At 43.1% G+C, this 14,377-nt stretch carries 13 protein-coding genes and 1 pseudogene; 13 read left to right on the top strand and 1 reads right to left on the bottom strand.

Annotated elements, in window-relative coordinates:
• Nucleotide 1 precedes the first annotated feature (1 nt).
• The 6 genes and pseudogenes from ACFSTG_RS13310 to ACFSTG_RS13285 all read left to right on the top strand — a co-directional run bounded on the left by ACFSTG_RS13310 (nucleotide 2) and on the right by ACFSTG_RS13285 (nucleotide 4,554).
• Nucleotides 2-820: a sugar nucleotide-binding protein gene (locus tag ACFSTG_RS13310; RefSeq protein WP_380753880.1), complete on the top strand. Its 819-nt coding sequence runs from the start codon at nucleotides 2-4 to the stop codon at nucleotides 818-820.
• 84 nt (nucleotides 821-904) lie between these two features.
• Nucleotides 905-1,195 (top strand): 4a-hydroxytetrahydrobiopterin dehydratase, encoded by a 291-nt coding sequence (locus tag ACFSTG_RS13305; RefSeq protein ID WP_380753877.1) that lies wholly within the window; start codon nucleotides 905-907, stop codon nucleotides 1,193-1,195.
• Nucleotides 1,196-1,258: 63 nt separating this feature from the next.
• Nucleotides 1,259-1,885 (top strand): annotated as a pseudogene (locus ACFSTG_RS13300) (YebC/PmpR family DNA-binding transcriptional regulator); the annotation flags it as partial.
• Nucleotides 1,886-1,952: 67 nt separating this feature from the next.
• On the top strand, nucleotides 1,953-2,849 hold the full coding sequence (locus ACFSTG_RS13295) for a cation diffusion facilitator family transporter (protein ID WP_380753871.1): 897 nt from the start codon (nucleotides 1,953-1,955) through the stop codon (nucleotides 2,847-2,849).
• 92 nt (nucleotides 2,850-2,941) lie between these two features.
• On the top strand, nucleotides 2,942-3,673 hold the full coding sequence (locus ACFSTG_RS13290) for an NYN domain-containing protein (protein ID WP_380753868.1): 732 nt from the start codon (nucleotides 2,942-2,944) through the stop codon (nucleotides 3,671-3,673).
• 32 nt (nucleotides 3,674-3,705) lie between these two features.
• Nucleotides 3,706-4,554, top strand: a complete 849-nt coding sequence (locus ACFSTG_RS13285; protein ID WP_380753865.1) for a pirin family protein — start codon at nucleotides 3,706-3,708, stop codon at nucleotides 4,552-4,554.
• Between the two features lie 100 nt (nucleotides 4,555-4,654).
• Here the strand turns inward: ACFSTG_RS13285 and ccsA are convergent, their stop codons facing one another.
• Entirely contained in the window at nucleotides 4,655-7,870 is a 3,216-nt protein-coding gene (gene ccsA, locus ACFSTG_RS13280; protein ID WP_380753861.1) for a cytochrome c biogenesis protein, read from the bottom strand.
• Nucleotides 7,871-7,998: 128 nt separating this feature from the next.
• Here ccsA and ACFSTG_RS13275 point away from each other — a divergent pair, with 128 nt between their 5' ends.
• From ACFSTG_RS13275 to ACFSTG_RS13245, 7 genes are all read left to right on the top strand, one after another.
• Complete coding sequence (locus ACFSTG_RS13275) at nucleotides 7,999-8,763, top strand: Rossmann-like and DUF2520 domain-containing protein (RefSeq protein ID WP_380753856.1); 765 nt, start codon at nucleotides 7,999-8,001, stop codon at nucleotides 8,761-8,763.
• Nucleotides 8,747-9,256, top strand: coding sequence for a KdsC family phosphatase (locus ACFSTG_RS13270; protein ID WP_380753850.1), 510 nt, complete (start codon nucleotides 8,747-8,749; stop codon nucleotides 9,254-9,256). The genes ACFSTG_RS13275 and ACFSTG_RS13270 overlap by 17 nt, the downstream gene beginning before the upstream one ends.
• A gap of 1 nt (nucleotide 9,257) precedes the next feature.
• On the top strand, nucleotides 9,258-9,584 hold the full coding sequence (locus ACFSTG_RS13265) for a DMT family transporter (protein ID WP_380753845.1): 327 nt from the start codon (nucleotides 9,258-9,260) through the stop codon (nucleotides 9,582-9,584).
• A gap of 5 nt (nucleotides 9,585-9,589) precedes the next feature.
• Nucleotides 9,590-10,510: a geranylgeranylglycerol-phosphate geranylgeranyltransferase gene (locus tag ACFSTG_RS13260; RefSeq protein ID WP_380754119.1), complete on the top strand. Its 921-nt coding sequence runs from the start codon at nucleotides 9,590-9,592 to the stop codon at nucleotides 10,508-10,510.
• A 3-nt stretch (nucleotides 10,511-10,513) separates the two neighbouring features.
• Complete coding sequence (locus tag ACFSTG_RS13255) at nucleotides 10,514-11,101, top strand: Maf-like protein (protein WP_380753840.1); 588 nt, start codon at nucleotides 10,514-10,516, stop codon at nucleotides 11,099-11,101.
• Between the two features lie 71 nt (nucleotides 11,102-11,172).
• Nucleotides 11,173-11,712: a mechanosensitive ion channel domain-containing protein gene (locus ACFSTG_RS13250; protein WP_380753835.1), complete on the top strand. Its 540-nt coding sequence runs from the start codon at nucleotides 11,173-11,175 to the stop codon at nucleotides 11,710-11,712.
• Between the two features lie 70 nt (nucleotides 11,713-11,782).
• Nucleotides 11,783-14,311, top strand: coding sequence for a PIG-L family deacetylase (locus tag ACFSTG_RS13245; RefSeq protein WP_380753830.1), 2,529 nt, complete (start codon nucleotides 11,783-11,785; stop codon nucleotides 14,309-14,311).
• The last annotated feature ends 66 nt before the right edge of the window (nucleotides 14,312-14,377 follow it).

The following is a 14,377-nucleotide window of genomic DNA, read 5'->3' as shown; positions in this document are numbered from 1 at the left end:
TTTGAAGAAAATATTGATTTTAGGAGCAAGCGGCTTTATCGGCAATGCCTTGTATAGAGAGCTTTACCCCTATTTTGACACCCATGGTACTTACCACACAGCAGATGCTTTCTATGACCGGAACCAAAAGTTCCATCTTTTTGATGTAGAAAATGAAAGCATTTCAATACTGTTGGAAAACCTGCGCCCGAACATCATTATTTCTGCCCTGCGCGGAAATTTTGATGCTCAGGTAATTGCCCATTTCGAGATCATTGATTACCTGCTGCGGAACAAAAACACAAAATTGATCTTCCTTTCTTCAGCCAATGTGTTTGATGCCTTTTCCAATTATCCTTCTTACGAGTATGATAAGACCTTATCAATGAGTATATATGGCAGGTTCAAGATCAAGATCGAGAATGCCTTGCTACGGCTCCCCAATGAAAAATATGTGATTGTACGGCTGCCTATGGTGTTTGGGGCCAATTCTCCCAGACTTGTGGAAATTAAAAAGCAGCTACAGGAAAAAACGGCGATCGAGGTCTTTTCTAATGTTGTGGTCAATGCCACCACAGACACCAAACTAACCCAGCAGATCCATTACATCATCAACCGGAACAAACAGGGAGTATTTCACCTTGGAAGCAATGACCTGGTGCATCATAATGACCTGGTTCGGGAGATCTGTGAGACATTAGGGTTTAAGGAACCGCTGCTTAAAAATGTCTATGACTCCAATTTTGACCGATTTCTGGCGGTGCTCCCAAAGGATAATCTCTTACCTAAAAACCTGCAGCTCTCGGTACAGGACGTAATTAGCGGTTCTCTGGTTTCCTGATGTTAATCTTCTACTAAATTACTTTTTGGCCCAAATTCTCTTCCCCAGGTTGATTAACTTTAAAGAGCAACCAAAATTTTTGTTATGAAAAAAATGAACGAAGAAGAGATCTATAAAAAACTGGAAGACCTGCAGGGTTGGGAATTTAAAGATGATGCCATTCATACTTCCTTTCAGTTTGAAAATTTCAAAGAAGCCTTTTCTGTGATGGTTCGTATTGCCTTCGAAGCCGAAGCCCAGGATCACCATCCAGATTGGAGCAATGTCTACAACGAGCTTCAAATATCGTTATCAACCCATGACGCAGGCGGAGTCACCGAAAAAGACTTCAGCCTTGCCAAAACCATTGAAGGAATAATTGATGCGGGAGAATAATATTTTTTCCTGCTTTAGAAAATAGATGTTTTTCCTATTTTTACGCCACAATTAAACCAACCCATGGGAAGAGCATTTGAATTTAGAAAAGCGCGTAAAATGAAGCGGTGGTCTGCTATGGCCAAAGCTTTTACCCGCATTGGAAAAGATATTGTAATGGCCGTCAAAGAGGGTGGCCCAGATCCCGACACCAATTCCCGGTTAAGGGCTGTAATTCAAAACGCCAAGAGCGTAAATATGCCCAAAGACAACATTGAGCGGGCTATTAAACGTGCGTCAGATAAAAGTCAGGGGGATTACAAAATTGTACTTTTCGAAGGATATGCCCCTCATGGGATCGCTGTGTTGGTAGAAACAGCCACAGATAATAACAACAGGACCGTAGCTAACATTAGATCATATTTCAATAAATGTGACGGAAATCTGGGCACTTCAGGCTCTGTAGAATTCATGTTTGACCACACCTGTAATTTTAGAATCCCTTCTGAAGGAGTGGATACCGAAGAACTTGAACTGGAACTCATTGATTTTGGCGCTGAAGAGATCTTTGAAGATGAAGATGGAATTTTGATCTATGCTCCTTTTGAATCTTTTGGAGCTTTACAAAAGGAACTGGAAAGCCGCGATATTGAAATACTTTCCTCAGGATTTGAGCGCATTCCGCAGGTAACAAAAAAATTATCGGCTGAAGANATCTGAAGAAGAATAAATTAAAATCCCGGCCGGTCTTACAACCGGCCTTTTACTTTGTTCGCGTATGGAAAACCTGAAACATCGTAAGGCGGTCAATGCTTCTTACATAAGTATTGTAGGCAATGCCCTGCTGGCTATCATAAAAGGTGTGACCGGAGTCTTCGGAAATTCTTACGCTTTGATCGCCGATGCTATAGAATCAACCACGGATGTTTTTTCATCCCTCCTGGTTTTGCTGGGCCTTAAATATTCGGTTAAACCTCCAGATGAGAACCATCCATACGGCCACGGCAGGGTTGAACCCCTTGTAACTTTTGCTGTTGTGGGGTTCTTAATAGTTTCAGCTACTGTTATCGTAATTGAGAGCATCGAAAATATTCAGACCCCTCACAAGGTGCCCAAACCCTACACCTTAATTGTGCTGGCTGCAATAATCATAACCAAAGAGATCTTTTACCGGTTTATTTCAAAACGGAGCGATGAGACTAAAAGTTCCTCTTTAAAAGCCGATGCATGGCATCACAGGAGCGATGCGATCACTTCCTTTATGGCTTTCATTGGTATCTCTATTGCCCTTTTTATGGGAAAAGGTTACGAGACGGCAGATGACTGGGCCGCACTTTTCGCTTCAGGGTTCATACTTTACAACGCCTACCTCATTCTGCGGCCTGCATTGGGTGAGATAATGGATGAACACCTTTATGATGATCTGGTTGAAGAAATACGGGAGATATCCCATAGAGTACCGGGAGTCATTGAAACCGAAAAATGCTTTGTAAGAAAAACGGGGATGACTTATCATGTTGACCTGCATGTGGTGGTAAATGGAGAGATAAGTGTCAACGAAGGCCATGAGATCTCCCATGATCTTAAGAATAAGCTCCTGGAAGAGATCCCGGATATTGCCGATATCCTTATTCACATAGAACCAGATGACATCGAACATTCTGAGAAGTTCTAGATTCCTTTCTTAAAAAAATTATAATCTCCCCTGGCCTTTTTCGGGGTCTTTACCAATTGCCTATCTTTATAGATTATACAAGAAATTAATAAATGGATATAAAATTAGCAGTCTTAATTGACGGCGATAACATCCCTTCTGCCTATGTGAAGGAAATGATGGAAGAGATCGCCAAATACGGAAACCCCACCATAAAACGCATATACGGCGACTGGACTAAACCACATCTCGCCAAATGGAAAAATGTTCTCCTGGAAAATGCAGTGACCCCAATCCAACAATATGGATACACTCAGGGAAAGAATGCAACAGATTCTGCCATGATCATTGATGCCATGGATATCCTTTACTCCGGTAAAGTTGACGGCTTTTGCCTGGTTTCCAGCGACAGTGATTTTACAAGGCTCGCAACCCGCCTTAGGGAGGCCGGTATGAATGTGATAGGGATTGGAGAAAAGAAGACGCCAGATCCTTTCATTGTTGCCTGTGACAGGTTTATATATATCGAGATCCTTAAGAATCAGACCAAGGAAACCAGTAAAGAGAAAGAAACCAAGAAGAGTGACTATGATAAGATCACTCCAAAAGTAGTCAAACTCATCGCTTCTACCATTTCTGATCTTGCAGATGACGATGGATGGGCATTTTTAGGAGATGTGGGGAGTTTACTTCAGAAGAAGCAACCTAATTTCGATTCCCGTAACTACGGGTTTCAAAAATTAACCCCCATGATCAACTCTATTGACAAGTTTGAGATAGAATCACGCGAGAATCAAAGAGGGAAGTACAAATTGATCTATGTGAGAAGTAAAGACGACCGGTAGTTCCCTCCTTTAACAGATAATATTTATCGAATATGAGGACTGTAAAGAATGTTTTTAAAGCAGAGTACCGACCTATCGCTGATCTTATCACCTACTCCCCTATGCCAACAAGGGACCTTAGAATGATAGATCCATTCCTCTTTTTAAACCATCATGGTCCACAGAGATATAGCCCCGGCAATAACGGGCTCCCGTTTGGTCCCCACCCGCATCGCGGGATGGAAACGGTCACCTTTATCCTGGACGGCGATATAGCTCATAAGGATTCAGACGGAAATGACAGTGTGATAAAAAGTGGCGGGGTACAGTGGATGACAGCCGGCAGCGGACTCATACATTCTGAAGTTTCTTCGGAAGAATTCAAAAAAGAAGGAGGTGCCCTGGAGATCCTGCAACTGTGGGTCAATTTACCTGCCCGCCTGAAGATGACAAAGCCTTTTTACAAGGGCCTCGGAAAAGAGGAAATTCCTCAGGTTTCCTTGGAGGATACAAAAGTGACCGCGCAAGTGATCTCCGGAGAACTGAATGATACAAAAGGAGCTTTTGAAACGCTCACCAATATTCACCTCAGCCTTCTCTTTTTTGAATCGGGAGGGGTTTTTAAAACATCTGTCCCCCTTACCCACAACATATTGTGCTACATCATAAAAGGAGAAATAAGTATAAACGGGGAGATCATCCAGGCCTTGCATTTAGTGGAATTCAATAATGACGGGGAGGAATTGCGAATAGAAGCACTGGCAAATACGACGATCCTCTTTGGCCATGCTGAACCCTTTAATGAGCCGGTAGTGGCACGAGGTCCTTTCGTGATGAATACCATGGAAGAGATCAACCAGGCTTATGAAGATTACCAGCAGGGGAAAATGGGAACCGATTAATAACTTACATTAAGCTCCCTTAGGTTTGTTACCCTAAGAGGTTACCTCTTTAAAACACTTATAAAAAAAAGATCCTGCCAATTGGCAGGATCTTTTACTTTTAAATATCATCTTTCTTTCTTTTGTCTTTTTTCTTCAGGAACTTTACGGTTAACCTGTTTCGTTTTCCTTTCTTGTAGTACTTATTGAACCTTAGATAGGATACCAGCCCCAGCAAACTAATCACTGCTATGGAGTAGTATACGAAGTTCGGCGTAATTACTTTATCTCCGCTCGCATAGGAATGAAGACCTGACAGGTAGAAGTTTACTCCAAAGTAGGTCATCATAATACTGGCAAAAGAAATTACCGCCATGAAATTGAACAACCATCGGCTACGCATTCCAGGTACCAGTCTCATGTGGATCACAAAAGCATAAACCATAATACTTACCAGGGCCCAGGTCTCTTTTGGATCCCAGCCCCAGTAGCGACCCCAGCTTTCATTTGCCCACTGTCCTCCAAGAAAGTTCCCAATGGTTAGCATTACAAGCCCAACTGTAAGAGCCATTTCAGTGATGATCGTGATCTCTGCAATGGTTAGGTCCATCTTCTTTTTGTTCTTTTTGGTGGTCATGATCATAAGGATCAATGCTACCGCTCCAAGGATCATACCCAGGGTAAATGGCCCATAGCTACCTACAATGATGGAAACGTGGATCATTAACCAATAGGAATCCAGAACAGGGGTTAGAGTAGCAATAGAAGGATCCATCCAGTTCCAGTGAGAGATCATAAGGATCATGGAAGTAACAAATGCGGTTGAAGCAAGTGCCAGATCACTTTTCCTTCCGAAGATAAGCCCGAATAACATGGTTGCCCAGGCCACATAGATCATAGACTCGTAGGCATCGCTCCAGGGTGCGTGACCCGATAAGTACCACCGCGCAATGAGCCCTGCGGTGTGAAGAATAAAGAATACGGCAATAGCCACTTTACTCACCGTGATAAGGCCTCGAATGAACTTGTTATCTTTGAATATCTGGAGGAGAACAAAAACAAGCATTAACACTCCCGCAAGCATATACATCCAGAAAAGGTTCCTGAAAATATCATACTTATTATAAAGGATCTCTGTCTCAATTTTACTTTGTGAAGGAATTACCTCTGCACCAAATTTACGCTGAAAGCCTTTTATACTTTCAAGCAGTTGGTTTGCCTGCTCATAATCCCCGGTTTCTTTAGCGGTGCGCAAAGCACTGAAGTACATGGGCAATATCTGCCTGGTGTAGACAGAATCCATTCCTTTAAAACCTGCTTCGGCTGCTTCAGGATAGGACACCCACTTATTGTTCTCATGACCGGGAATTGGGAAGATGCGCAAGATCTCACCCTGTAAAGCATTATACAGCAAATTCACCCGCCTGTCAGTTTCAATGAAATCTTTCTGGAACTGGTTAGGGATCGCTGCCTGGTAGGCCTGCTCGAGGTAAGGGCTCAATTTATAGTTCCCCTCAGTGTCAAAGAAGCTGGTTAACGGGAGGTATTTCTGGTCCTCCGGAATTCCGGCAATATGCCTAATACTGTCATTGTCTTTTTTCACATTGATCACCGGCACGTTATACCACATGGTGGGATTCTCTGTCATGGAGATAATCACCTGGTCTGAGGTAAGACCTTCATATTCGGTGCTCTTGCTCAGCTTCCGAAGCAATTCGGAAGAATATGTATTTACAGGTTTCATCCTTCCGCCGGCATCCTGAACCACCAGTTGTCCAAAACTCGCAGCATGCTCTTCTGAAACTACATTCGCTTTTATAATTGAGTCTATCCTCGCCTTTGGGATCACCATTGAATTTTCGTGCTGGTGCTCTTCTTCCTGTGCGAATCCTGCCGTAGTCATGAACAGCAACAGTACTATAGAAAGTTTACTCTTTTTCTTTTTCACTTTATCCAGCATTTTTCTAAGATCTCCAAATCTTGAACCTCTGGCAAAAAGGATCCAGATGAGCCCGATATAAAGAAGCGTATAACCAATATAAGTGATCCATGTTCCCCAAAAATCGTGATTTACAGAAAGTACAGTCCCTTTTTCATCAGGATCAAAAGAAGCCTGAAAAAACCGGAATCCTTTGTGGTCAAGAACATGGTTCATGTAGATATCGTAATCAAATTCTTTTTCTCCATCTATCACCGTCACCTTACTTTTAAAGGAAGAATAACTCTTTTCTGTTCCGGGATATTTTGCCGCTATGAAATCATTAAGCTTGATAGAGAATGGCAGCTCATACTCTTTTGAACCATATTGCAGATAGAATTCCAGCCCACCCAGATTCAGTTTCTTTGGATCATTGATCCTACCCTGGCCACCCAAAAGTCTAATCGTTTCAGATTCACCGGCAGTGGTCACTCTTACCACAGCTGCATCCTGTTGCCCCTCCAGCTTTTCGGCAGTAGCTACCACGTCATATCTTCCTTTTACAACAGGTTCGGGAAGCACGAACTGCATACCCGCAATATTATAAAGTGCCCGTAGGTTAAGGGTTTGAGTGCTGTCCTTGATCACCTCTCCCTGCTGCTGGTCAGCCATGGTCATGTAAGTCCCTTCATATGGCGAATAGATCTGATATTCCCCGTCTTCATGAAGAATATTAATAGCCCCTTCCGTTGGTTTGTTCAGAGCAAAAAGAATGTTGTGAATGCTGGCGACCTCCCCTTCTTTAAGGAAATGATCATGCCGTTCTCCTCCGCCCGATTCAACAATCTTAAGGTAATTTTCACCTGCAGGATCTTCTATAAGACCTTCCTCTGCTCCGTGAATATATTCCAGGATCTCCAGTTTTACCGGCTGCCCGTTATAATCTGTATTGAAGCTGAATTCATTTGATGCCCCGGGAGCCAGGAGAATTTCCTCCTCCACTACCCGTCTACGGGGTTCCCCATTGATCTCCCCGTCAATAAAGGTAGTAAGGAATGTCTTTTCTGATAGGAAAGTATTTTCAGTCTTTCCCTCTCTAATTGGCATCATCCCTTCATAACTAATGTAGCGGGTCACGAAGGCTCCCACCAGGATAAGAATAAAAGAGAGATGCAATAAAAGTGAGGACCATTTTTCCTTTTTATAGAGTTGATACCTCTTGATATTTCCTATGAAATTGATCACAAAAAAGGCCATGATCACCTCAAACCAGAGGGCATTATAGATCCAAACTTTGGCGGTTGCTGTACTGTAGTAATTTTCGATAAATGTTCCTAACCCCAGCGATAAGGCAAAAACAACGAAAAGAACAGCCGTTAAACGTGTGGAGAAAAGGATTGATGCTATTTTATTTTGCATGAAGAGTTGCTTTTTTTAACGCTGCAAAAGTAAGGAAAATTAGGGATTTAGATTTTTTTTAAGAATCAAATTTACCGAAACAAAGGGCTGCAGAAATTGTGCTGATTTTTTTTTGGTAATTTAGCGGCATGATCAATCTTGTGCTTTTAGGCTCCGGAAATGTTGCTACCCATCTTTACAAGGCTCTTTCAGCTTCACAAAGAGTAAAGGTGATACAGGTCTACAATCACGCTTCGGGAAGTCTGCAACCTTTCAAAAAAGAAACTCCGGTAACTACCTCTTTTTCTGAAATAATGGAAGCAGATATTTACCTGCTTGCCTTAAAGGATGATGTCATTCCGCAGGTATCTGAAAAACTTAGTAAAAAACAAGGCCTGGTAGTCCATACCTCTGGAGCGGTAGCTCTTAACGGTCTGTTACCCAATCGCAGGAGAGGGGTTTTTTATCCTTTGCAGACCTTTTCGAAAGAAAAGGAGGTAAATTATTCTGAGATCCCTTTTTGCCTGGAAGCAAATGATGAAGAGGATCTTGATCTCCTTAAATCTCTTGCACGGGATATTTCGGGCAAAGCCTATGAGATCTCTTCCCAACAACGAAAAAAACTGCACCTTTCTGCCGTATTTGTCTGTAATTTCGTTAACCATATGTACAGCATTGGAGAAAAGATCTGCCGTGACAATAAAATTCCTTTTGAGATCCTGCAGCCTTTGATAAAGGAGACCGCAGAAAAGATCAAAACAGCCTCCCCGCGCGAGATGCAAACGGGACCGGCAATTAGAGGAGACCAATCTACCATTGATGCACATCTTGATTTGCTGGTATCTTCTGAAAACAAACAGATATATCAACTCTTAACCTCTGCAATCCAAACTTTCCATGGAAAAAAACTATAAAGAATATCTTTCCCAGATCACCACATTCATATTTGATGTAGATGGGGTGCTGACAGATGGCACGCTCCAGATAAGTACTGAAGGGGAGCTGTTGCGCACCATGAACATAAAGGACGGTTTCGCAATGAAACACGCGATGCAGCAGGGGCTTACGGTGTGTGTGATCTCAGGAGGTAATAATGAGGGAGTGCGTCACAGGTTAAAAGGTCTGGGGGTTACCGATATTTACCTGGGCTGCCATGACAAGGTGGAGCAAATGGAAGAATTTCTGGACATTTATAATATTAATCCCGAAAATGTGCTGTACATGGGAGATGACATCCCCGATTATTACGTAATGCAAAAGGTGGGATTGCCGTGCTGCCCGCAGGATGCCGTGGCAGAGATCAAAGAGATCTCCCGGTATGTTTCACACCGCAAAGGTGGCAAAGGCTGTGTTCGCGATGTCATAGAACAGGTTATGAAAGTACAGGGAAAATGGTTGAAAGACTAATATGAACTGGTTCCTCCTCATCATCGCGGGACTTTTTGAGGTGGGTTTTGCCACCTGCCTGGGCAAGGCTAAAGAAACCTCGGGTAATACCGCCCTCCTATGGATGGTGGGTTTCTTTGTTTGCCTTGCCATAAGTATGACGTTATTGTACAAGGTCACCCAAACCCTGCCAATAGGGACCGCTTATGCCGTTTGGACAGGTATTGGTGCTTTTGGGACCGTGCTTATAGGGATCTTTCTTTTTAAAGAACCCGTACACTTTTGGAGACTTTTCTTTTTATTTACCCTTATCGCCTCGATCATTGGCCTAAAATTCGTTTCGGCGTGAGATATATGTCCGCGATTCCTTTTTTAAGACTTATCAGGGTACCTAATCTTATAATGATCATCCTTACTCAGGTTCTGGTCAAATATTTCCTGTTCGAACCATTTCAAATCGACACAACCCTGGGGGTTTGGGATTTCACCTTACTGGTGATCTCTATGGTGGCCCTTGCCGCCGCAGGGAATATCATCAACGACCTTAATGATGTCAAGGCTGACTCCATCAATAAACCGCATAAACTTGTTATTGGGTCTCATCTTTCAGAAAAGACAGCTTACAACTGGTTTATTGGCCTCAACATAGTTGGGGTTGGAATAGGATTTTACCTGTCAAATCTGATAGGAAAGCCTGCTTTCTCAGCGCTTTTCATCATTCCCTCTGCCTTCCTGTATTTTTATGCTACCCAGATCAAAGGAACTGTGCTGGTAGGTAATCTGGTGGTGAGTGTGATGGTAGCCATGATCATTGTGATGGTGGGTATCTTTGATCTGGTTCCCGCAATAACTCCGAAAAATCTTCCTACTCAAAAAGTGATTTTTCTGATCCTGGTAGATTATGCTATCTTCGCATTTCTTTTGAATTTTCTTCGGGAAATGGTTAAGGACCAGGAGGATATAAAAGGGGATTATAACGCCGGATATCGCACTCTACCGGTCATTCTGGGTAGGAAACGGACGAATTCGGTCATTTTTCTGGTTACACTTTTGCCTGTTGCCGGGATTCTTTATTACATTTATGAATACCTGTACGAAAATCAGTATGCTGTTTTATTCATACTTCTTTTTGTTTTTGGCCCCCTGCTTTACTTCCTTGTGAAGATCACGGCAGCTGAATCAAAAAAACAGTACCACCACCTCAGCCTGATTCTTAAAATTATCCTGGCTGCAGGATTATTGTCTGTTGGCATGTACCGGTACATATTGCTATAAATTATGTTACGAGATAAACTAAAAGACCATCATATCATCCTTGCCTCAGGATCTCCGAGAAGACAGCAGTTCCTGACTGAACTGGGTATTGATTTCGAGATAAGGCTGAAACCCGTTAAAGAAGTATACTCTCCAGATCTCCAAAGAACAGAGATCACCAATTACCTGGCAGAGTTAAAAGCTGCTGCATTTGAAGGAGAACTGAAAACAGGTGATATCCTTATCACCAGTGACACCATTGTGTGGCATGAAGGAAAAGCCCTGGAAAAACCCACAGATCCTGCACATGCCATAGAAATGATAAAAGAATTGAGCGGCAGGACACATGAGGTCATAACTTCTGTTTGTTTCACAACTTCTGAAAATTCCCGTACCGTACACGCAGTAACCAAAGTTACCTTCAGCCGGTTGGAAGAGGATGAGATACAATATTACATTGACAACTTCAGGCCATTTGATAAAGCAGGAGCCTATGGGATCCAGGAGTGGATAGGTTTAATTGGGGTTGACCGTATAGAAGGCAGCTACTTCAATGTAGTAGGTCTTCCCACACATCTGGTCTATCAAACCCTTAGTGAGATCACAGCCTAATTACTTTCTCCTCTGAAGGAAATTGAAAGAACAGTTACATTTTAAATATCTTTACGAAAACATTTCAGGGAATGACAGAATACTTTTATACGAACCAGCAGTCAATTATTTACACCGTTGTAATTATCCTGGTATTATGGATCTTTCAGTTCATTTTAAAAAAAGCAGCCCAACGGGTTGGCCGGCAGAGTGAAATTCACATCACCCGCACCCGCCTGATGTTCAAATATATCAACATCCTGGTCATTATTCTGGCCATTTTCCTGCTCTCCATTACCTGGGGTTATAATGCCCAGGAACTTTCACTGATCTTTTCCTCGATCTTTGCGATAATTGGAGTAGCTATGTTCGCAATCTGGTCCATTCTCAGCAACATCACCGCCGGTATCATTCTGTTCTTTTCTTTTCCCTATAAAATTGGTAGCAGGATAAAGATCCATGATAAAGATCTACCTATAGAAGCCATCATTGAAGACATTAAGGCTTTTCATTTGCATTTAAGGACTTTGGATGGGGAATTGATCACCTACCCCAACAACCTTCTTCTTCAAAAGGCCGTATCGTTAGTTGAAAAAGAGTACCACGCAGATGAAGGCAAGGACGCGTTGTAACAAATAAATATAAAAGAGCGACCTTAGAGCGGAATCTTTTTATATTTGAAAAGTTTCAAAGAACAGATCCATGCGAAAGATATTTTTCTTTCTTTTTATTCTTAGTATATCAGCACTCCGGGCACAACAGCCTGAAAAACTAAACTCTTCTGAAATCTTTAAGGAGATCCAAAAACTGAATTTTCTGGGCTCTGTACTGTACGTAGCCGCACATCCCGATGACGAAAACACCCGCCTGATATCCTATTTAAGCAAAGAACTTAATGCCCGTACTGCCTATCTCTCCCTCACCCGGGGTGACGGTGGGCAAAATCTTATAGGCCCTGAACTAAGGGAGCTACTGGGGCTTATTCGCACCCAGGAGCTGCTGGCGGCAAGAAGAATTGACGGGGGGGAACAATACTTTACCCGTGCCAATGACTTTGGGTATTCCAAACATCCCGGGGAAACCCTTAGCATTTGGCAAGAAGAGGAAATCCTGAAGGATGTAGTACGTACAATCAGGACCTTCAGACCCGATGTCATTATCAACCGTTTCAAGATCGAATCTGCCGGGGAAACTCATGGTCATCATACTTCCTCAGCAATTTTGAGCGCCAGGGGATTTGAGCTGGCAGGAAAAGCATCTTCCTTCAGTGAATCTGCCTCTGAAGAAGGAACCTGGCAGCCGAAAAAACTTCTCTTTAACACGTCTCCCTGGTTTTATGAATCAAATGAAGCTTTTGAGGCCGCAGATAAATCACATTTCCTGCAATTCGACACCGGGGTCTATTATCCGCTGATTGGGATGTCTAATACTGAAATTGCCTCCTTAAGCAGGAGTCAGCACCAATCCCAGGGCTTCGGAAGTACCGGTTCCAGGGGTAAAGCCCTTGAATATCTGGAACTAATTGCAGGAGATCATCCTGCCAACAACAATGACCTTTTTCATGGTATCAATACTTCCTGGAGCAGGGTCAAAGGCGGGGAAGAGATTGGAAAGATCCTTGAAAGTGTAGAGAAAAATTATGATTTCCAGGAGCCTTCAGCGAGTATCCCGGCTTTGATAGAAGCCTATAAGCTCATTCAGGACCTGGATGATGAACACTGGAAAAAGATAAAAACAGCAGAGATCAAAAAGGTCATCGCTGCAAGTGCAGGGCTTTACCTGGAAGCAGTAGCCAATACCCCCCTTTCCACTCCGGGGGAGGTTATTGAACTGGAACTCGAAGCCATCAACCGCAGCCCTTTAAAAGTTGAAGTGCTTAAGATAAAAATGGAGCCCACGGGCAGTATTATTGAACCACAGCAAGAACTTAAAGATAATGAATCCTGGAAGGAAGCTGTGCCCCTGTTGGTGCCTGAAGATACTCCCTATACCAGTCCCTACTGGTTAAAGGAAAAAGGGAGCCTGGGAATGTATAAAGTAGACGATCCCAATCTCATCGGGCTTCCAGAAACCCCGAGGGAATTCAAGGCAATTTTCACAGTGACTATAGAAGGCGAAGAGTTAACCTTCAGCCGGGAGATCGTCTTTAAACGGAATGATCCCGTAAAGGGGGAAACTTATCGCCCGTTCGAGATCGTTCCGCCGGTATCAGTCTCTGTTCCAGATGATGTGCTCATTTTTGCCAATCATGCACCAAAAACCCTTCCTGTCACTGTAACCGCCATGCGGGATTCAGTAGTAGGAACACTTACCCCTCCGGATCTTAAACACTGGAAATTTTCTCCGGAAAAACATGAATTCGGTCCACTCTCAAAAGGGGAACAAAATACCTTTTTATTTTCTGTAACCGCCCCCGAAGCTCAGGATCAAAGCATTTTTAATCCCGAAGCAACTGTTGACGGAAAAAAATATTCCAGGGAAGTGTATCAGCTGGATTACGACCATATTCCGTTGCAAACAGTTCTGCTTCAGGCAGAAACCAAGCTGGTAAAACTTGACATCAGGAAAAGTGGAAAACTCATCGGTTATATCGAAGGTGCCGGTGATCTTGTACCGCAGGCACTGGAACAAATAGGTTATACGGTAATAAAGATCCTTCCGCAGGATATTTCCGCAGCAAACCTTAAACAGTATGACGCTGTTGTTATGGGAATAAGGGCTTACAATGTTGTCAATGAGCTGCAGCATAAACAATCTGAACTGATGAAATATGTGAAAGATGGAGGAAACCTTATCGTACAGTATAACACCAGCCGCGGACTTGTAACCAATGACCTGGCCCCCTACCCGCTTCAGCTTTCCCGAGACCGGGTTACAGATGAAAATGCCGAAGTAAGATTTTTGGCAAAAGATCATCCGGTTTTAAATTTTCCGAATAAAATAACCGCAGCAGATTTTGAGGGATGGGTGCAGGAACGCGGCCTCTATTTTCCAGATAAATGGGCACCGCAATTCACTCCTTTGCTTTCCATGAACGACCCGGCGGAAACTCCCAAAGACGGCAGCCTGTTAGTGGCACCTTATGGAAAAGGATATTATATTTATACGGGCCTGAGTTTCTTCAGGGAATTCCCTGAAGGCGTTCCCGGTGCTTTCAGACTGTTCGCCAATATGATCTCCCTGGGGAAACCGGAAGCCACCACAACTACTTCAAGCAATAAACCGCAATAATGAAACCTCCAAAGAAATATCATTGGAAAAAGGCGTATACCATAGTACTTGTTGCGAATGCGGTAT

Source organism: Salinimicrobium flavum (assembly GCF_042684505.1).
Lineage (GTDB): Bacteria > Bacteroidota > Bacteroidia > Flavobacteriales > Flavobacteriaceae > Salinimicrobium > Salinimicrobium flavum.
Note: the sequence above shows the minus strand (reverse complement) of the source record. Positions and strands in the feature narration are given on the sequence as shown.

Coding starts and splice junctions, on each gene's coding strand:
- ACFSTG_RS13305 (WP_380753877.1), top strand. CDS start 905: ATGAAAAAAATGAACGAAGAAGAGATCTATAAAAAACTGGAAGACCTG.
- ACFSTG_RS13295 (WP_380753871.1), top strand. CDS start 1,953: ATGGAAAACCTGAAACATCGTAAGGCGGTCAATGCTTCTTACATAAGT.
- ACFSTG_RS13290 (WP_380753868.1), top strand. CDS start 2,942: ATGGATATAAAATTAGCAGTCTTAATTGACGGCGATAACATCCCTTCT.
- ACFSTG_RS13285 (WP_380753865.1), top strand. CDS start 3,706: ATGAGGACTGTAAAGAATGTTTTTAAAGCAGAGTACCGACCTATCGCT.
- ccsA (WP_380753861.1), bottom strand. CDS start 7,870: ATGCAAAATAAAATAGCATCAATCCTTTTCTCCACACGTTTAACGGCT.
- ACFSTG_RS13275 (WP_380753856.1), top strand. CDS start 7,999: ATGATCAATCTTGTGCTTTTAGGCTCCGGAAATGTTGCTACCCATCTT.
- ACFSTG_RS13270 (WP_380753850.1), top strand. CDS start 8,747: ATGGAAAAAAACTATAAAGAATATCTTTCCCAGATCACCACATTCATA.
- ACFSTG_RS13265 (WP_380753845.1), top strand. CDS start 9,258: ATGAACTGGTTCCTCCTCATCATCGCGGGACTTTTTGAGGTGGGTTTT.
- ACFSTG_RS13260 (WP_380754119.1), top strand. CDS start 9,590: ATGTCCGCGATTCCTTTTTTAAGACTTATCAGGGTACCTAATCTTATA.
- ACFSTG_RS13255 (WP_380753840.1), top strand. CDS start 10,514: ATGTTACGAGATAAACTAAAAGACCATCATATCATCCTTGCCTCAGGA.
- ACFSTG_RS13250 (WP_380753835.1), top strand. CDS start 11,173: ATGACAGAATACTTTTATACGAACCAGCAGTCAATTATTTACACCGTT.
- ACFSTG_RS13245 (WP_380753830.1), top strand. CDS start 11,783: ATGCGAAAGATATTTTTCTTTCTTTTTATTCTTAGTATATCAGCACTC.